Origin of the sequence: Bittarella massiliensis (ex Durand et al. 2017) (assembly GCF_017566145.1) — a bacterium.
Taxonomy (GTDB): domain Bacteria; phylum Bacillota; class Clostridia; order Oscillospirales; family Ruminococcaceae; genus Bittarella; species Bittarella massiliensis_A.
Window position 1 is genome coordinate 303357 of the sequence record NZ_JABFCL010000002.1, and the last position, 16409, is coordinate 319765.

Genomic DNA, 16409 nt, shown 5'->3' on the forward strand with positions numbered 1-16409 from the left:
GCCCTGGCTCGGGTATGAAGGGAGGAATGACAAATGGGCTCATACCCGGATGAATTTCCTTTCGGCATCATGGAAGTTGTCAATCTATTAAACCTGCGCATCAGGCGTCAACAGGCGAACAGCGTCTATGTGGACTGCCCGTTCTGCGGTGACCGCCGGGGACGGATGAATGTCAATTTCGTCAAGAATGTCTGGCGGTGCAACCACTGCGATGCACATGGCGGAATGCTGGCGCTGTATGCTGAACTTAACCATACGACTACATCCGATGCCTACTGGGAGATTGCAGAAGCTCTGTGTGACAATATCCAAGAGGAACACGCACGCTCCGGGAATGAAGCCCAACAACGGCCGGCCAGCCCATGCCCTTCAACTTCGGGGGCCTGGGCTGCCCCTGCCGGTCATTCTTCTTCCGAGCGAAAAACAGTACCACAGTCGAATAAGGCCAGTCCAGCGGAGATCCACCAGACGCTATCCCTGCTGCTTGCTCAACTTACGCTGCGGCCGGCGCATCGGGAGCATCTGCGCTCCCCTAAACGCGGGCTGTCTGATGAACAGATTGACGCACTGGGCTTTAAGAGTACCCCACCGCCTTTTCTATGCCGGTCTATTACAGAACGGCTGATCAAGCAGGGATGCAAGGTGCAGGGAGTGCCGGGCTTTTACCAGGATGGCGGTGGACATTGGACTATGGCTTTTTGTCAAAAGACAGCCGGCATCCTGATCCCTGCCATCGGCTTTGATGGCATGTTGCAGGGATTCCAAATCAAACTGGATATACCGCTGAAAAACAAGGATGATCCGCCGGAAAAGCCGGGAGCAAAATATATCTGGTTTTCGTCTTCCTCAAAAAAGAACGGAACAGGATCGGGCAGCCCGGTACATCTGGTAGGAAATCCATCTGCCCGTGTCGTTTATGTGATTGAAGGTCTTTTGAAGGCAGACATCTCCTATTGCCTGACCGGGCGCACTTTCGCCGCGATTGCCGGCGCCAATAACACCAGTCCGTTGGACGCTATGTTCGCGTTGCTGGCGCAAAGTGGCACAGAGGAGATCATCGAAGCCCACGACATGGACAAGTACAGCAACAAAATGACCATGGCCGGGGCATCTAAAATTTATTTAATGGCGCAAAAGCACGGCATGAATTGCCGGCGGTTGACCTGGAATCCCAATTATAAAGGGTTTGATGACTGGCAGCTGGCTTTGCGCCAGGGCAGTCAGCGGCAAAAGGAAATTGAAAAGTTAAGTTTCAAAGAGCAGTATCTGCGCGGGCTGTGCGAGCTGGCCCACATTGAGGACTGCGTGGAACAGTGGCAGCACCGGGCCGAGCAAGACATCGGACTGACAGAGTATCTGGGGCTGACGGGGGAGGAACATAAAACCTTCCTGTGCGGCGGCCGGGACGCTCTTGCCGCCCTGTTGGAGCCACAGCGGCGAAAACAAAGGTTTGTACTTTATCAACTTCAACTGGACGAAGAGAACGCGATCCCATTTGCTTTCAAGGATATTACAGCGTTAAAAGCGGCTGGTTATGAACAGCCGCCTGCGGCGATGTACTATGTGGCAGGAAGTGGAGAAATCTACTGCCCAGCGGAGGAATCGGATGACGCACTTTTGAAGCGCCTGTTTGCCGACTGCCGGGAGCGGCTGCCTGAAGGCTGCCGCGGGCGGCCGATGGCGATTTCTGATGTAGTGGAACTAAATCATGGTACCAAGCGGGCGTATTATTATGTAAGCGGACAAGACCAGTTTAGACAAGTAAAGTTTTCCCCTATGCTCGCAAAGAAGGAAATTCCAGAAAAGACATAAGAGAGGTTTTGATGGTTGTCGTGAGTGAGACAAAGGAGAGCCAGCTTTTGGCGCTCCTGGAGCAATGCGTCCATCTGGACGCTGATGTGCGGCCCCGTAAAGAAAAAGGCTTTTTTACGGTGACGGTTCCGCCGCCGTGGAACGATCCGGCGCGCAGGGCGGCTCAAGCAATACAGGATCAAATCAAGGAATGGTCAAAGCAATATCCGAATGTGGTGTGTTACTGCTTTGACGGTTACAGTACATTGGTTTATGTGCTGTAAAAGAATGTGGCAAAGGCATGGGATGGGCATTGGCCTGTTCCGTGCCTTTTTTATGAAACGACGGAAAGGAGATCACTATGGGATATTTTTCAGAAATGGCGCTGAATAAGCAGGAGGAGCTCGGACTTCCCGCAGAACAGGTATCGGCTGGAAACGCCTTTGAGGATGAGGAAACTTTTGACGAGCTGCCGGTGCCGTCGGCCAGCCGTTCAGCGGCTTCCCCTACCGTGGAAACGCCGCCATCGCCCGCATTTGATGCAGACGATGAGGCCGAGGAATTGGAAGACATGAACGGAGACAATGCTTCCGAGGCAGCGGACACGGATGGGGATGATGCCGGTAAAGAGCAGGAGGCGCCCGCCAAGGCCGATGCAGCCACCGATGCGGACGAGGAAAAACGCCGTGCCGAGCATGAGGCGGCTGAAGCCAAGCGTAAAGCAGAATGGGAAGCCCGGCAGGCTGAAAAGAAAAAGGCCGAGCAGGAGCAGCTGGAGCGTCTGGCCGCGATGAGCGACGACGAGGTGGTGAACGCCTCCATGCAGCGGGTCAGCGCAGATACAGAAAAACTGACCCGGCGCAACATGAAGGAGTGTGTGGCAGAATTTATCCAAACCAAGTGCCTGGAGGATATTACTTTCGCACGCCTCACCATGCACCCGCGCAAGTCAATGATCCACTGTTTCCAGTACATCAGCCGCAAGGCGTGGGACTACATTCAGGATGAACTCAAAGCAAGCGGCATTCAGCCAGGTCCGGGCAGCCAAGGGTATGGCTGTGATGTTCCGGACGATTTGTGCTACCAGTGGGCAGAGGATTATTTCCGCGACCCAGACGCCAAAGAGGATCATAAGGAAGAAGAAAAGTTTGTACCGAACCCCTACTATGGAAAAGATTTCGCCAGAACCACCAAAAAGAAGCAGAAGGAAAAGAAAAAGGCAGAAGCCAAACCGAAGCCTGTGCAGAAGGAAAAGCCTGCCAACGATGGTCAGCTGTCGCTGCTGGATCTCGGCATGACAAAGGCAGGTTAAGGGGGTGCAGCATGATTGCATATAAAGGATTTCTTCCCGGCCTGATTTGCAGAGGTTACCAGTTCAGGATGGGACTCAATGTAACGGAAAAGGCCAACTGCGCTCATAATGGCTTTCACTGTGCTGAGGATCCGCTGGATTGCTTGCGCTATTACGGAGATATAAACCACGCAGAATACTATATTGTCGATGCTGGCGGAGACATTGACGAAGATGGTGTCGATTCCAAAATTTCCTGTACAGAGTTGACAATTTTGAAACGGCTGACAAAAAAAGAACTCTTCCTCCATGGCCTTGCTTTTATGGCAGACCACCCGAAGCGGAAGTGGAACAGCAATATAAAGGCGGACAAAGCTGAAGCGTGGAATGGCTATGCAGCGGTGCGCGGCGCCGACCCTATTGCAAAAGGGACTCGGAACGGAGATGTACTTGCGTTTGCAAAAGAGGACGGCACTACCGGCGGCATCCAGCAGATCGTGGTGGCGGAGATCGACGGGAAAACGCTCCAACCAGGAATTTGGTATGGAGTGGAGCTTGAAAAAAGGATGGTGAACTAAATTGAAGAAATCTGCACTTCTGGCAATGCCGAAATTGACGGCAACGCCGGAGATGAAACAGGCAGCAATAGCAGATGAGCCGAAACAGCATGAAAACCCCTATGGCTATCGCTATGTTGAACGGACCTACTATCCATATATGAACTGTGTCGTTCAGGATGGCATCCTCAAAGCGGCTTTTTATCTGCCGGAACATCTGCGGCTGGATGGCAACAATCCTGCTTATGAAGTGTTCCTTGACAAGAAAGCGCACCAGTTTCTGACTTACGACCATTTAGAGAAAAAATGGCGGGACGCCAAACTGGACAGGCTGAATTGGCCGGGGAGAAACTATTATGCCACCTGCTGGGCCAGTGAGAAAGATGCTGCCGTAGTACAGGACTATCTTTGTGGGGAACGCGGCGGTGATCTCGGTATCCTTGATTTTCAGAGAAATGTACGGGACGAACAGTTGGAGCAGAGGCATAAACGAATTACCGGCGCGTGGGATCAGGATCTGGCTCAGGTGCCTGAACTGCCCAAGGATTGGATGCGCTGGATTGATAAGGTGGCTGTGCGGGAAAATTTCATCTTCTATCGCTATAAACGCGGCGGAGCCCAAAACGGTTATTGTACCTTTTGTGGGAAAGAGGTCCCTATATCCGGGCATCCATATCACAATAAGAAAGGACGCTGTGCCTGCTGCCGGCATCCCATTGTATTCAAAGCCCTGGGGCGCGCCGGGTATATTCGGACAGAAAAGGACTATGCTTATCTGATTCAGCGGTGCAAGGATGGCTTTGTTCTCCGTGAATTCTGGGCAGAGAGGACTTACTGGAAAGACAGTCTGCCCTCTGGAAAGCCTTACTGGCATGAGTTTCGCCGTTCGATTTATGACCGCAGTGGAGAAATACGCTCTTACTATTGGGGCGTGTATTGCCAGCGGGAAACACGCTGGATTTCCGGTAATCCCTGCTACTATAGTTACTGTGGCAATCAGACAGGCAGGGTCTATGGCAAGAGCCTTCCCTGCATGGAACAGAAGGAGCTGTTCGGCACTGGCCTTGTGCAGTGGATACGCACCCATCCGGTGACTGATCCGGAAAAGTATTTGGCTGTTTGGAAGCGGATGCCGAAGATGGAGCAGATTTGGAAGGCAGACTTGCCGAGGCTGACAAAAGAATGCTTTGAACATTGTGATTCTGTGCGGGAACGGATACTCTATCCAAATGAGACGCGACTGATTCGAGCATTGGGATTAGACGGCCCCAAATTCCGCCGTCTGCGGCAGATAAATGGCGATACGGAAGACCTGGCATGGTTGCAGCTTGAAAAGCGGACCAATCAACGCATACCGGATGAACTGTTTCGCTGGTTAAAAAAAGAACGGATCAGCGCCAAAGATATTCTGTTCATCGCGGACCGCATGAGTCCGATTCAGATCCGAAACTATCTGCAAAAACAGAAGCCGTATTTTGACGGAAGTTGTCGGCAGGCGTTGACCACATGGCAGGACTACCTTGCTATGGCAGAGCGTCTGCATATCGACACCAGCGATGAAATTATCTATCGTGCGCGTAAATTGCGTCAGCGGCATGATGAACTGGTTATCCAGTGTGAGGCTGGAAGCCTGGAGCTTCAAGCAGAGAACATGGACAAGAAGTACCCCCATGTTCGCTCCATCTGCGAGGAATTGCAGAAAAAGTATGCCTATGCAGATGAAGATTATCTGGTCATTGCCCCTCAAAATACTTTTGATATTATCAAAGAGGGACGGATGCTTCACCATTGTGTCGGAAATGACGGCGCCGGCGAACGGTACTATGACCGCATCGAGCGCCGGGAGAGCTTCATCATGTTTCTGCGCCGAGCGGAGGAACCAGAAGATCCCTATTACACACTGGAGATCGAGCCGGACGGCACTGTGCGTCAAAAACGCACGCTGTTTGACCGCCAGCACGAGGACATCGAGCAGGCGACGGAATTTCTGCAGAAGTGGCAAAAAGTCATTGCGGCACGGCTTACAGGCCAAGATTTGAAGCTGGCCGCGCAGAGCCGCGTCCTGCGCAACGAGGAGTTTATCCAGATGAAGAAAGATCGGGTGGTCATCCATACCGGGCACCTTGCCGGCCATTTGCTGGCAGATGTGCTTTTGGCTGACTTGATGGAAAACAAAGAAATCGTGCAGCAGCAGGAGCTCCCTGCGGCTGCATGATACAGGTGCAATGGCCGGGCGTCCTTTGAGGGCGTCCGGCCAACTGTTGCAAGGAGGCTTTATGAGAAAAACATCTTTTGAGTACCACATCCACGGTTACCGCTATGCACCGGAGAGCTTCCACATCTATAAAGGACTGCCGGGGCAGGAAAAGACGGAGCTCCCCCTGTCGGATGAGCAGCGTTATCAGATGGGGTATCTTTATCTGACACAGGGCATCAAGAGCGCCGTAGACTATGTGAAGCATATCGAGCGGGAGCGGGAACGCAAGTGCCGCCTGTATATGACCTACGGCTTTATGCTCAAAGAAAATCCGTGCAGTTATGTGTACTGTGCGGACCTGCGATGCAGGGAGAACGACCCGCCGGCGGTGCGCCTGCAGACCCTGCGCGCATTCCGGGAGCATCTGGCCCAGAGCGAAGGCCGTATTGAGCAGAGCGTGGAGTGCGAACTGGATGGGCGTTACCGCCCTATCCATATGCGAAAGAATTATGTGACTGCGGACTTTGACCGGCCCATTGTGGTCTGGCTGAATATCAGATAGAAGGAGAAGAAAATGAAACAGATTGGAAATTTAGCAATCGTCTGCGCCCAGCGGCCTGATGTGTTGATGCAGATTTACGGTGGGACCGTGAGCATCCATGTGGGCGAAGGGCCGGAGCGGGCCACCCTCTCCACTGCGTGGGAGGATGACGACACCATTCAGGACATGATCAGGGAATTAAACTTTGGGCGCTATGCCGCCCATCCACGGAAGAAGGAAGAAGGTGCAGCATGATTAAAAATTTGAATCAGCTCAAACGCAGGTTGCGGCCGGGCACACGCCTGGAGGTCACCGGCCACTGCCGGCCCGGATGCATCGGCCAACTGCGGGAGGTTACATGGGTCAATACCCAGGGTGTTTACACCAAAATCCTCAATCCGCCCGATCCGCGCATCAATGCGGCAAACGATGGACGGGGCTCCATAATGTGGTGGGGTGCAGCCAGCACCTGGTCATTTGAGGACGGTGTGTGCAGTTCATATATGAATCAAACAAAGACGGCGGAAACGCTGATTATGGCGTTCCGCGTTTTGGATGAGGAGGCGGCCTGATGGAACAGAATACTTTGAGAAAGCAGCGGGAGCTGACCGACCGGCTCAACCGCTACCGCAACGAATACTATAACTACAACAATCCCAGCGTCAGCGATGAGGTCTATGACCGGCTCTTTGACGAACTTCACAAACTGGAACAGGAGACGGGCATCCAGATGTCGAACTCTCCCACTGTCACCGTGGGCTATCCCGTGGTAGGCAAGTTAGAGAAAACCGCCCATAAAATCCCGCTTCTTTCTCTGGATAAAGTAAAAAGCAGCGTGGATTTGTGCCGGTTTATGGGCGAGCATCAGGTGATGATCATGCTCAAGTTGGACGGCCTTACCATCAAACTGACCTATGAGAACGGCGAACTGGTGGAAGCGGCCACACGGGGCGATGGTGATGAGGGTGAGATTGTCACTCACAACGCCAGAGCAATCAGTGGGATTCCAGCCCATATTCAGTACCCGGGGCGTCTGGTAGTCACCGGTGAGGCGTTTATCCGTCCCCGTGATTTCGAGCGTCTGAACACTTCGATAGTGGATGAGAATGGTGAAACCTACAAGAATGGCCGTAATCTGGCGGCTGGCTCGGTGCGCCTGCGGGATGCCGGCGAGTGCATGGAACGGTGTGTGACCTTCATGCCCTTCAATGTTCTGGAGGGTTTTGATGACCTGCCCCGCAAGTCGGAACGCCTCAAAGAACTTCGGCCGCTGGGCTTTACCCCGTGCAAGTATCTGGTGACGAAGCGGCCATTGACGCAGGCGGAGACCGAGGACGGCATCAAGCAGCTGCAGCAGTATGCAAAAGACAGCGATATTCCCATCGATGGCATCGTTGTAACCTACAATGATATTGCCTTTTCCAAAAGATGCGGGCGCACAGGACATCACTATAAGGACGGGCTGGCGTTCAAATTTGAGGACGAGCTGTTTAAGACAACACTTCGTTCCATCGAGTGGACGCCGGGACGGACTGGTGAGATTGCGCCTGTAGCCATCTTTGCTCCAGTAGAAATCGAAGGATGCGAAGTGACACGGGCCAGCCTGCACAATCTGTCCTTCATTGAGGACTTGGAGCTGATGCCGGGCAACCGCATACTGGTCAGCAAGCGGAATATGATCATTCCGCATGTGGAGGAAAACATGGACAGGGGCGGTTTCAATCTGGAAGCGGCGTTCCCGCACCAGTGCCCCTGCTGCGGCCAGCCTACCCGCGTTCATGAAACCAAAGGGCGGGATGAAAACGGCAAGGAGCGGATCATCAAGACCCTGTTCTGCGACAATGCCACCTGCGAGACACGGAAACTCAAAAAGTTTGTCCATTTTGTCAGTAAGAAGGCGATGAACATTGAGGGACTGTCCGAGGCGACGCTGGAAAAACTGATTGGCCGTGGATGGATTCACAGCTATCTGGATCTATACCGGCTGGATCAGCACCGGGATGAAATTATCCGCATGGAGGGCTTTGGTGCAAAGTCCTGGCAGCGTCTGTGGGATGCTGTCCAGCAGAGCCGCAACACCACCTTTGAACGGTATGTGATTGCCATGGACATTCCCATGATCGGCAACACAGCCAGCGGTGTTCTCTGCCGGGAGTTCCATGGCAGTCTTGAAGAATTTCGGGACGCGGTTTATACGGGCTATGACTTCCGCCAGCTCCCGGATTTTGGAGAGACGCTGCACAACAATATCCATGAATGGTTCTGCAATGAAGAAAATTTTTGTATTTGGGAGGAATTACAGATGATGATGAACATCCAGAAGCCGGCCGCGGCCAACAATCAGGCAGTCGGCCAGGACACTCCATTTGCCGGGAAGAACATTGTGGTGACAGGCAAAGTAGAGCCCTATACCCGCGATGAGATGAACAGCCTGATCGCCTCTCTGGGCGCTGTGGCCGGCAGTTCGGTGAGCCGCAAGACCGATTATCTGGTCTGCGGTGAGAAGGCCGGCAGCAAACTGTCCAAGGCACAGGAGTTGGGCATTCGGGTGCTGACGCCGAATGAGTTTTTCAATATGGCTGGTGTGGCTTAAAAGAAAACAGGTCAAAAAATAACAAGGGAGAGGGCTGCGGGTGCGGTCCTCCCCTTCTTTATCGGCAAAGGAGATGTTTCAGCATGAAAGGCAGTTACTTTGTTCCGCAGGTGGGGCAGGTTTATCAAAACCGAAATGACAGGAGTTATCTATGCCTGTCTGTGGAAAAAAGGCCCCTATTAAACGATACCACCGCACAGATGCGGCGAACTTCTGATGGATGGACTCTGACGGCTCATGGTCTTATCCGTTATGAAGATGGAACGATTGAGTGGAATTACTCTACTGGAGGCAGATGGAGCGAATCAAAGTGAGGAGGGAGCGAAGATGAATAACGAATTTCTGCCAGCCTACAAGGTATATCAACAGGCCATTGATCTTGAACTGTACTATGCGTTTGTAGATCTTGTCGTACACACCTCTCAAGAAGAAAAAGCCTGGGAGATCTATCGAAATATTGTGGACACGCAAATCTGGCAACAAAAGGAAGAAGAACAGAATTATTTTGAAGCCTATAACCTCCGTTACCCCGGCGAGGTCCTGGAACGGTTTGAAGAGAAGCTGGGAAAAGATGTCCGCATTATTCGTGCGTTGGCGCTGGCGCTGGGGAAAACCCGTGCGCTTCAGTCAGACAATATGTTTGTTGGAAATCAGCGCGGCAGTTTTCTCCAGATGGTCCGTCGGACTTCCAATGGAGATGTGTACCTGCAAGGGGCTCTTTATCTGTTGGAAACAGATATGCCCCGCCGACACGCCCTGCTGGATGAACTGGCTGCCACAGAATATGCCAAGACCGAGGATGCCTTGTTTGTCCTGTCTCTGTTCGATGACCAGGAGGAAGGGTACCGCACTATGCACAGCCAGCTTCTCCGATTGCTGGGGAATGAACGCACGCTTTCCCTGCCTGAAAACTGCGGCGTGCTGGAATGGCTGGTCCAGCATTATGCTCCGTATATCAAGTCGTATCGCGGAAAGCCAGATCTTGTTTTGCGAACACTGACGAAGTTTTTCAGAATGAACATGAAACCGGACAGCCGGGAGTTTTCAATCCTGACAGACGCCGGCTACAGCGGTCAGGAAATTATACTGACCAATTCCCTTTGTGTGTGGGCAGACAGAATCCGGGACAGGATCTCCTGGAACGGGACCACCGCAGAAAAAATCGCATCGGCGTGCTGCCAAATGCTCTTAAACCAATCGGATGGACTGTCGGAAGGGCTCTATGCCTATGTTGGATGGTTGTTTGGCCGCTATGAAAAGTTTGCTGTCCAGTACAATGGGTATCCAAATCTCTGGGAGGCGGTCAAAAAAGAACTCACACCATCCGCACCGCAGACAATAATCTGGATGCTGAAAACCATCAAAAAGGAATTCCCGTATCGCTTTGACGCCTTTGACCCCCAGTACAATATTCTGGCAAAAGAAGTGCCGCAAGGCGATTACTGGGAACTGTTTACAGATCAGATGCTCTGCTCTTGTGGAAAAACGCCAATCGTTCAATGGCTGGCGAGATACCGGGAATTAACGGGCGTCGATTACTGTGATGGCTTTCAGGAATGGCACCGTTCCTCCGATAGAGCTTTTGCCCTGCTGGTAGAGAGAAAAGAAATCCGGCTGTGGCAGTTTTTTGAACAGCATCAGGGAGACGGCCCCTCTGCGCAGCCGATGAAACTGCTCTTGGGGTATGCCATGAATATCTCCAGCTGGCAGGGCTTCCGTTTTGTACGGCGTCTGCTGCAGAAATACACCCCAGTGCAGCTCCAGAAGTTTTTTGGGGAGCGGTTTTTCTTTCATGAACTTTTTGTAAGGGGTAATCGGTACAGCAGCAGAGACTATGAGTTTTTTATCAAACGCTCTTTCCTGACAGAAGAGCAGCATCGGCAGCTCTTTGAATGGATCGAGGCTTCTTTTTTCCAAATGGAGCCGAAATGCTATCAAGAGTTTATCTGGTGCGCTTTACAAGATTCGGATGTGCAGCGGCTATACGACAGGCGGCTGCTTGCGTCCGTTTTGCGAAGCCTTTTATCCAGCGGGAAGTACACAGGTGGCCGTGCGGACCATCTAAAGGAAAAATTCTACAGTAAGGAAGAGCTGGAAGCCGATCAAAAAGCCGACGCTGAAAAAGCGGAACGGGAGGAACGCCTTCGCCGGGAGCAGGAGCACCAGAAGAAATGCGAACGGTTGGAGCAGACCTATGACGGTACGATGTCTTCTCTAAAAGAGTTTACAAAAAGTTTCTATTACGATAGGGATGTGAAAGAAGCCCTGGATATGGTGTACGAAAAACTGCGGGAACAGCCTGCAGGCTGTGCGGCGGCATTTGAAGCGGACGAATTAGAACACTTCTTCAAACTGTGCGGTGATTTGGCACGAAACAATCCAGGAGAAGAGCAGAAAATTTTGAATATGGCGAGAACAATGATGGGAGGTCTTGCGGCATGATCTATGCGGAAAAGCATTTATCTTTGTTGTCCCGAATGGAGCGCGATGGGCTGCAACTGCGTTTCACTGGAGAATTTCCAGAAGAAATACTGGATCAGACCTGTAAAAAAATCGAAGATATGGGCCTGCAAGAGAAGCTCCGCAAGGAAGAAGCCACGCAGATCCAGAGGGAATTGATTCAAGTTCCAGAATTTGCAGAATTGTATCAGGCCCTGTGCGCACAGGGAGTAGAGGTATCTGTCATCCATACGATGCTCCAATCGGCAAGAAGCTATCAGGAGCACTTGTCCCAATATCCGAAGGAACAGGTGCTGGGGGCGGCGGCACTGGATCTCAAGCCTTCCCTGAAATTTGAGTACATGAAGCATTACCAGCCGCTGGTGCGGTATGAAGAAGAGGAACGGGCCGTTGCAGACAACCTGGATACCTTCCCTGTTCTGGAGTGGCAGGAAATCTCTCCGCTGACGGAACATCAGCGGTCAATGATGCGGCTGCCGTTTCTTGGCGCTTATCTATTCAACTGGCACGACCATGAGCGGAAGGCTGTAGAGCTGTTGGAGCAGAATCTGCCCCTTCAGAAAATCCTGATGATGAACTATGTGTGGGGAGTGGAGTTGTTTCTGGATGCGGACAGTCTGAAAAATCTCAAATGGCTGCAAATGCCGGATGTAGAAAAATTCCGCCGACTGATGGAAGCCTTCGAGTATGATGCGGAAGATTTATCGGAATTCTGGACGCTCTGGCTGGAAAACCGGGCCGGACAATATGATGTCGAATGGTGGCTGAGTCAGCTGTTGCCCATCAGCAAAGAGCGGCGGCAGAAAATCCTGCAAAGCAGGCTGAGTTATCTCAATGCCCTTTACGCTGGCTGCCTTCACATCAATTTTGAACAAGTAGAGTATTTTCAGGTCCAGCTCCTTATCTATGCGGTGGAGCACAAGAAAAAGCATTTTTTGAATCTGGTGAATCAGAACAGCGAACTATTTTTCTCGCTGGGGCGGTATTCGCTCTTATTTGTGAGCGGTTTCTGCGAACGCTGTAATCTCAATTCGCTGACGGTTAAGAACTTAAAGGACAGTGATTCTATTGAACGGACAACCAGCTACTTTGAACTTTTGGAAGAGGGCCAGCAATATACCTTTGAGGAACTGCGTCTGCTGTGGCACCAAGAGGAAGTATATGTAAGACTGTACGCCAAACTCTCCCCGCTCTCCGTGGACCAGAGGATGCTCACAATCCGGCAGCTGATAAAGCGGGATCTTGTCAGCCAGAATATCGGAGACGAGGCGCTGGAACAGGCAACTCAATGCTTGCTGGAAAAGCCGTTTGGAGCTTGGTATGAGAAAGATTTCGGGCATATCCGGGGACTGACGCGGCAGACTGCAATGCTTATGCTGCAGCACTATCCGGAGATTCAGGCATTTATCCCGGAATTTCGGACAGAGGCGGATGCGGTTTTCGCGGTCAGCAACGCTTCCAAGATCACAGGCTTTTCAAACTGGAGTCAGGTGTGCGGCTCAATACTGGTTACCGATCAGAATTGGGCCTATCTGAAAGAAAACATGGGATTTTCCGAGGAGTTCGTCCGCGAGTATCAGCCGGGGATTGTGAATTTCCTGCTCCGGGGCGGCAGCTCGATGGTCCGCCCGCTGTATAACGAATTGCAGTATAGGAACGAAAGTGAAAAAAACTGCGAGGCGCTCCGGCGTATTGTACAGGCAGAGCTGATGGGCCAGTTCTATAAACTGAAATACTTTGCTGGTGATTTGAAGCAGGAAATCCATTACCCAATTCAAGAGGCGCGGGAAGATGTCTGGAAACAGAATCTCTCTTTGACCAGACTGGGCCTTATGGCGAAAGAGGTGGATGATTTTTACCACACAATCCGCATGGGCGAGCTTCCGCACTTTACCTGCTTATCCTGCTATCAGGGCAGCCAGAGGGACTGCCTTTTAGCCGCATTCGATAGCAACAAAAAAATCATTCTGGTTTACAAAGACGAGAGCGTAGTAGCACGGGCGTGTCTCCGGCTGACGAAAGGCTCTTTCCAGCAGCCATCAACGCTCAATTTTGAATTTGCTGATCTGTCCAAAGAAGATGTTCCCACAGGCAGTCACGCATACAGTGAGAAGCTGGTGCTGTTTCTGGAACACATTTATACCTCTGGATTGAAGAAAAGTGAAGAGACGGCGGCAAAAGAAATGGTAGTGGCACTGGCAACGCAGAAAGCGGAAGAACTCGACGCGGTTGCGGTGCTGTCAAATCAGTATCGCGGATGCTATCCCAGTGGGCGGTATGTCAGCGCCCCAATCTATATCTACATCTCAAAGTCCAAAAATGGGCGCCAGTATCTTGACTCTCTGGGAGGCGCTGCAGTGACTTTGGCAGAGGAACAGTATAAGCAAGAATCGTTTTTTGTAGAACGGGCCGCACTGGACCGAGCCCATGCGGCATGACAGGAGGTTTCTTTATGATGTTTGACAGTATTTTGGTAAAAGTATCCTGCAGTGAAGAACTGCTGTATCTCCACACCATATCCCGGAGGCATAAATCCCCGTACCGCTTTGCAATCCTGCGTGATACGCTGGAGCAGTTGGAGCGGGAGCCGGGGCGTCAGATTATCGTGGCTGACTGCGGCTGCTATGCCGCCCTTCGGCTCACACGGGCACTGGACGGCGAGATGCTGGTGATCCGCTTTTCCTGGCTGCAAAGCGCCGGTGCGGACAGCCTGCGCGGCTATGAGGAGTGGGTGCGGCTGCCCTACCGCCGCTTCCACGAGTGTGTGGAGGCCGGGACGGATATGGCCGGATGGAACTGGAGCCAGCTCTCCGTGCCGGAGAAGGTGACCCGCCGCTTTGAATTTCACAGCAGGCAGAATCTCCATCAAATCGCCCAGCGACCGCTCCTGCGGCACAAGCTGGGGAAAACTCTGGAACACCATTTCCAGTGGCGGGATGCGGAGAAGATCCTCATTTATGATGACGGTGCGCCGTACAGCTTCTTCTTTGAAGAGGTCACGCCCCGGGGCACGGGAATCTGCGGCGGCATCATTCTGCATGGTGCGGATAACCTGCAGAAAGCCCAGTACAGCGTCCACACCTAATTATAACAGGGAGGTACATACCATGACGATTATTAAAATAAATGGCGGCTTCTGGGGATGGGAGCCAATAGAGACGCTGGAGCGGCTTTATCCGCTGTTTGAGCAGTACACATTGGACCCGATCTATGAGTGGTATGGAAATTTCGTAAATCGGAAGCCGGAGTGGCAGCGGTCAGAAGAGCGTCAGGCGTATCAGGGCTGCACGGTAATTTCGGGGCGGTTTCTGCATTATGGGAACTTTTTCTATATCGTCACCGATGAGGAAGAACTGATCCAGCGTTTTGAGCGCCTGGTGGCGGACAACAAGGCCACACAGGCATACCAGGACGAGAGGAAAGTCTGCTTCCCGTGCAGCGAGTGCAACCAGTGGTCGGCTGCCAGCGGGCTCTGCGGACTGACTGGCCGTTATAGACAACCCCAGTGGGAGTGCTTTGCGCGATATGTTCTGCCGAAGGGGAAAGTCGAAGGTGACGGCGCAAATATGCGCATTGAACTTCCGATCCCGGAAAAGGCAGGAAAGAAAGCGGTGCTTATCGGCCGCGGCCAATGGGAGGTTTAACAATGGATTGGAGCAAAGTCCACAGGAAACTCGCTGGCCGCTTCAGGCTTCTGGAGCGCCGAAATGAGGATGGAGATTGTGTGATTCACTGTTTCGGCTCTTTGGGCCAAACGGGAGTGAATAACGATGATGTTCGCTATATATGCGGCTTCTATAGTCTTCCCTATAGAGAGGACTGGCGCAGAGAAGAAGCCCGCGATGCCGGCGACAGTTTTTATATCCTGATTAAGACGGATGACTGAAAAGTGCTTTGTCTGCCCTTATCAAAAGCATAGGGCAGAATCCGTGTAAATTCGTAACAGGGCCGGGCGGAGGAAAATTCCTCTACCCGGCCCTTCTTTTTGGGGCTGACATGGCCCGTGTCAAATCAAGCGAAATCATTTTACGGTATTTCATAATCGGACGGCCGTATGCTCTTTTGGTCTCAATTTTCTATTATACTTCGACCTCATCTTCTTGTGTTTTGATATGCTGTGTGGTACTCTTTTACCATACGCACATCTTATTTATGCACAAAGGAAAGGTGATCTTAAAATGGCAGAAGCCGAGAACAAGCGTCAGCGCCGTACCCCGCAAGAGAGAGCGAATGAACTGGATGAAAAAATCACGAAGATAAATCAGTCCATCAATGAGCTGGAGGAGAAAAAGAAAACTGTTGTAGAAGAGTACGATGCGAAGATCACCGCAGCAAAGGAACGCATCAAATCTCTGGAGGCAAAAAAGCAGGAGATCCTTGCTCCCAAGGCTCCCCGAAAGCCCCGTAAGACGAAAAAGCAGAAAATTCAAGAGATTGTGAAGCTGGCAATGAAAAACGGAATGTCCGTAGAGGAAATTGCTGGGCAGCTCCATGTGGAAGTCGAAAACTGAATAGTTTTGATATAACAAACAGCAGCGTCGCCTTGGTAGAGCCGAGGCGGCGCTGTTTTGTTATTTTGACGGGAAACGGTAGCCACGACCATACACCGTTTCAATTATGCTGGCACCCAGCTTGCGACGGAGTTTGTAGACCATGCTGGAGATGCCTGTCCAACTGGCATCATATGAGTCCGTAGCAACAGCCTCATAGATCTGTCGAAGGGAGAATACCTGTCCTGGCCGGCGGGCCAGCAGGAGCAGAATGTCAAACTCCATCGGCGTCAGATCCACCGTCTGGCCGGCCTGCCAAACCAACCTGCGCTGCGGGTCAATTTGCAGAGAGCCAAAGAGCAGCGGTGCGTCTGTGGAGGCGGCCACCGTGGAGAAGTCTGCAACAGAAGCAAGAACTGATATGATGCTGCTATAGAGAGTATTCTCATTGTCGCTAAAAGACAGAATTATAATTTTCCCCAATAAATT

The 16409-nt window shown here is 51.9% G+C and carries 16 protein-coding genes; 15 read left to right on the top strand and 1 reads right to left on the bottom strand.

Annotated elements, in window-relative coordinates; translation table 11 throughout:
• Positions 1-33: 33 nt before the first annotated feature.
• The 15 genes from HJY11_RS03745 (at position 34) to HJY11_RS03815 (ending at position 15941) form a co-directional block, all read left to right on the top strand.
• Entirely contained in the window at positions 34-1812 is a 1779-nt protein-coding gene (locus tag HJY11_RS03745) for a YodL domain-containing protein (protein WP_024729785.1), read from the top strand.
• 11 nt (positions 1813-1823) lie between these two features.
• Positions 1824-2075, top strand: a complete 252-nt coding sequence (locus HJY11_RS03750; protein ID WP_024729786.1) for a hypothetical protein — start codon at positions 1824-1826, stop codon at positions 2073-2075.
• Positions 2076-2152: 77 nt separating this feature from the next.
• Positions 2153-3103, top strand: a complete 951-nt coding sequence (locus HJY11_RS03755) for a Cas9 inhibitor AcrIIA9 family protein (RefSeq protein WP_024729787.1) — start codon at positions 2153-2155, stop codon at positions 3101-3103.
• 11 nt (positions 3104-3114) lie between these two features.
• A complete protein-coding gene (locus HJY11_RS03760; protein WP_024729788.1) occupies positions 3115-3660 on the top strand; it encodes a DUF7666 domain-containing protein in 546 nt (181 codons plus the stop codon).
• A 1-nt stretch (position 3661) separates the two neighbouring features.
• Positions 3662-5854, top strand: a complete 2193-nt coding sequence (locus HJY11_RS03765; protein WP_024729789.1) for a PcfJ domain-containing protein — start codon at positions 3662-3664, stop codon at positions 5852-5854.
• 61 nt (positions 5855-5915) lie between these two features.
• Positions 5916-6398 carry a hypothetical protein gene (locus HJY11_RS03770; RefSeq protein ID WP_024729790.1) on the top strand — a complete coding sequence of 161 codons (483 nt, stop codon included), beginning with the start codon at positions 5916-5918 and terminating at the stop codon, positions 6396-6398.
• A gap of 12 nt (positions 6399-6410) precedes the next feature.
• Positions 6411-6632 (top strand): hypothetical protein, encoded by a 222-nt coding sequence (locus HJY11_RS03775; protein ID WP_024729791.1) that lies wholly within the window; start codon positions 6411-6413, stop codon positions 6630-6632.
• Entirely contained in the window at positions 6629-6949 is a 321-nt protein-coding gene (locus HJY11_RS03780; RefSeq protein ID WP_009257976.1) for a hypothetical protein, read from the top strand. The genes HJY11_RS03775 and HJY11_RS03780 overlap by 4 nt, the downstream gene beginning before the upstream one ends.
• A complete protein-coding gene (gene ligA, locus HJY11_RS03785) occupies positions 6949-8970 on the top strand; it encodes an NAD-dependent DNA ligase LigA (protein WP_024729792.1) in 2022 nt (673 codons plus the stop codon). The genes HJY11_RS03780 and ligA overlap by 1 nt, the downstream gene beginning before the upstream one ends.
• A 327-nt stretch (positions 8971-9297) precedes the next feature.
• Positions 9298-11412 (top strand): hypothetical protein, encoded by a 2115-nt coding sequence (locus HJY11_RS03790; protein WP_024729793.1) that lies wholly within the window; start codon positions 9298-9300, stop codon positions 11410-11412.
• Positions 11409-13868, top strand: coding sequence for a hypothetical protein (locus HJY11_RS03795; protein ID WP_208074669.1), 2460 nt, complete (start codon positions 11409-11411; stop codon positions 13866-13868). Before HJY11_RS03790 ends, HJY11_RS03795 begins: the two co-directional genes overlap by 4 nt.
• Before the next feature lie 14 nt (positions 13869-13882).
• Positions 13883-14515, top strand: coding sequence for a hypothetical protein (locus HJY11_RS03800; RefSeq protein ID WP_009257980.1), 633 nt, complete (start codon positions 13883-13885; stop codon positions 14513-14515).
• Positions 14516-14537: 22 nt separating this feature from the next.
• On the top strand, positions 14538-15074 hold the full coding sequence (locus HJY11_RS03805; protein ID WP_009257981.1) for a hypothetical protein: 537 nt from the start codon (positions 14538-14540) through the stop codon (positions 15072-15074).
• Between the two features lie 2 nt (positions 15075-15076).
• Positions 15077-15316, top strand: coding sequence for a hypothetical protein (locus HJY11_RS03810; protein WP_024729795.1), 240 nt, complete (start codon positions 15077-15079; stop codon positions 15314-15316).
• A gap of 292 nt (positions 15317-15608) precedes the next feature.
• Positions 15609-15941, top strand: coding sequence for a hypothetical protein (locus HJY11_RS03815; RefSeq protein ID WP_024729796.1), 333 nt, complete (start codon positions 15609-15611; stop codon positions 15939-15941).
• Positions 15942-16001: 60 nt separating this feature from the next.
• On the opposite strand, the gene HJY11_RS03820 is transcribed toward HJY11_RS03815, so the two are convergent.
• A complete protein-coding gene (locus HJY11_RS03820) occupies positions 16002-16403 on the bottom strand; it encodes a winged helix-turn-helix domain-containing protein (RefSeq protein ID WP_024729798.1) in 402 nt (133 codons plus the stop codon).
• Positions 16404-16409 lie beyond the last annotated feature (6 nt).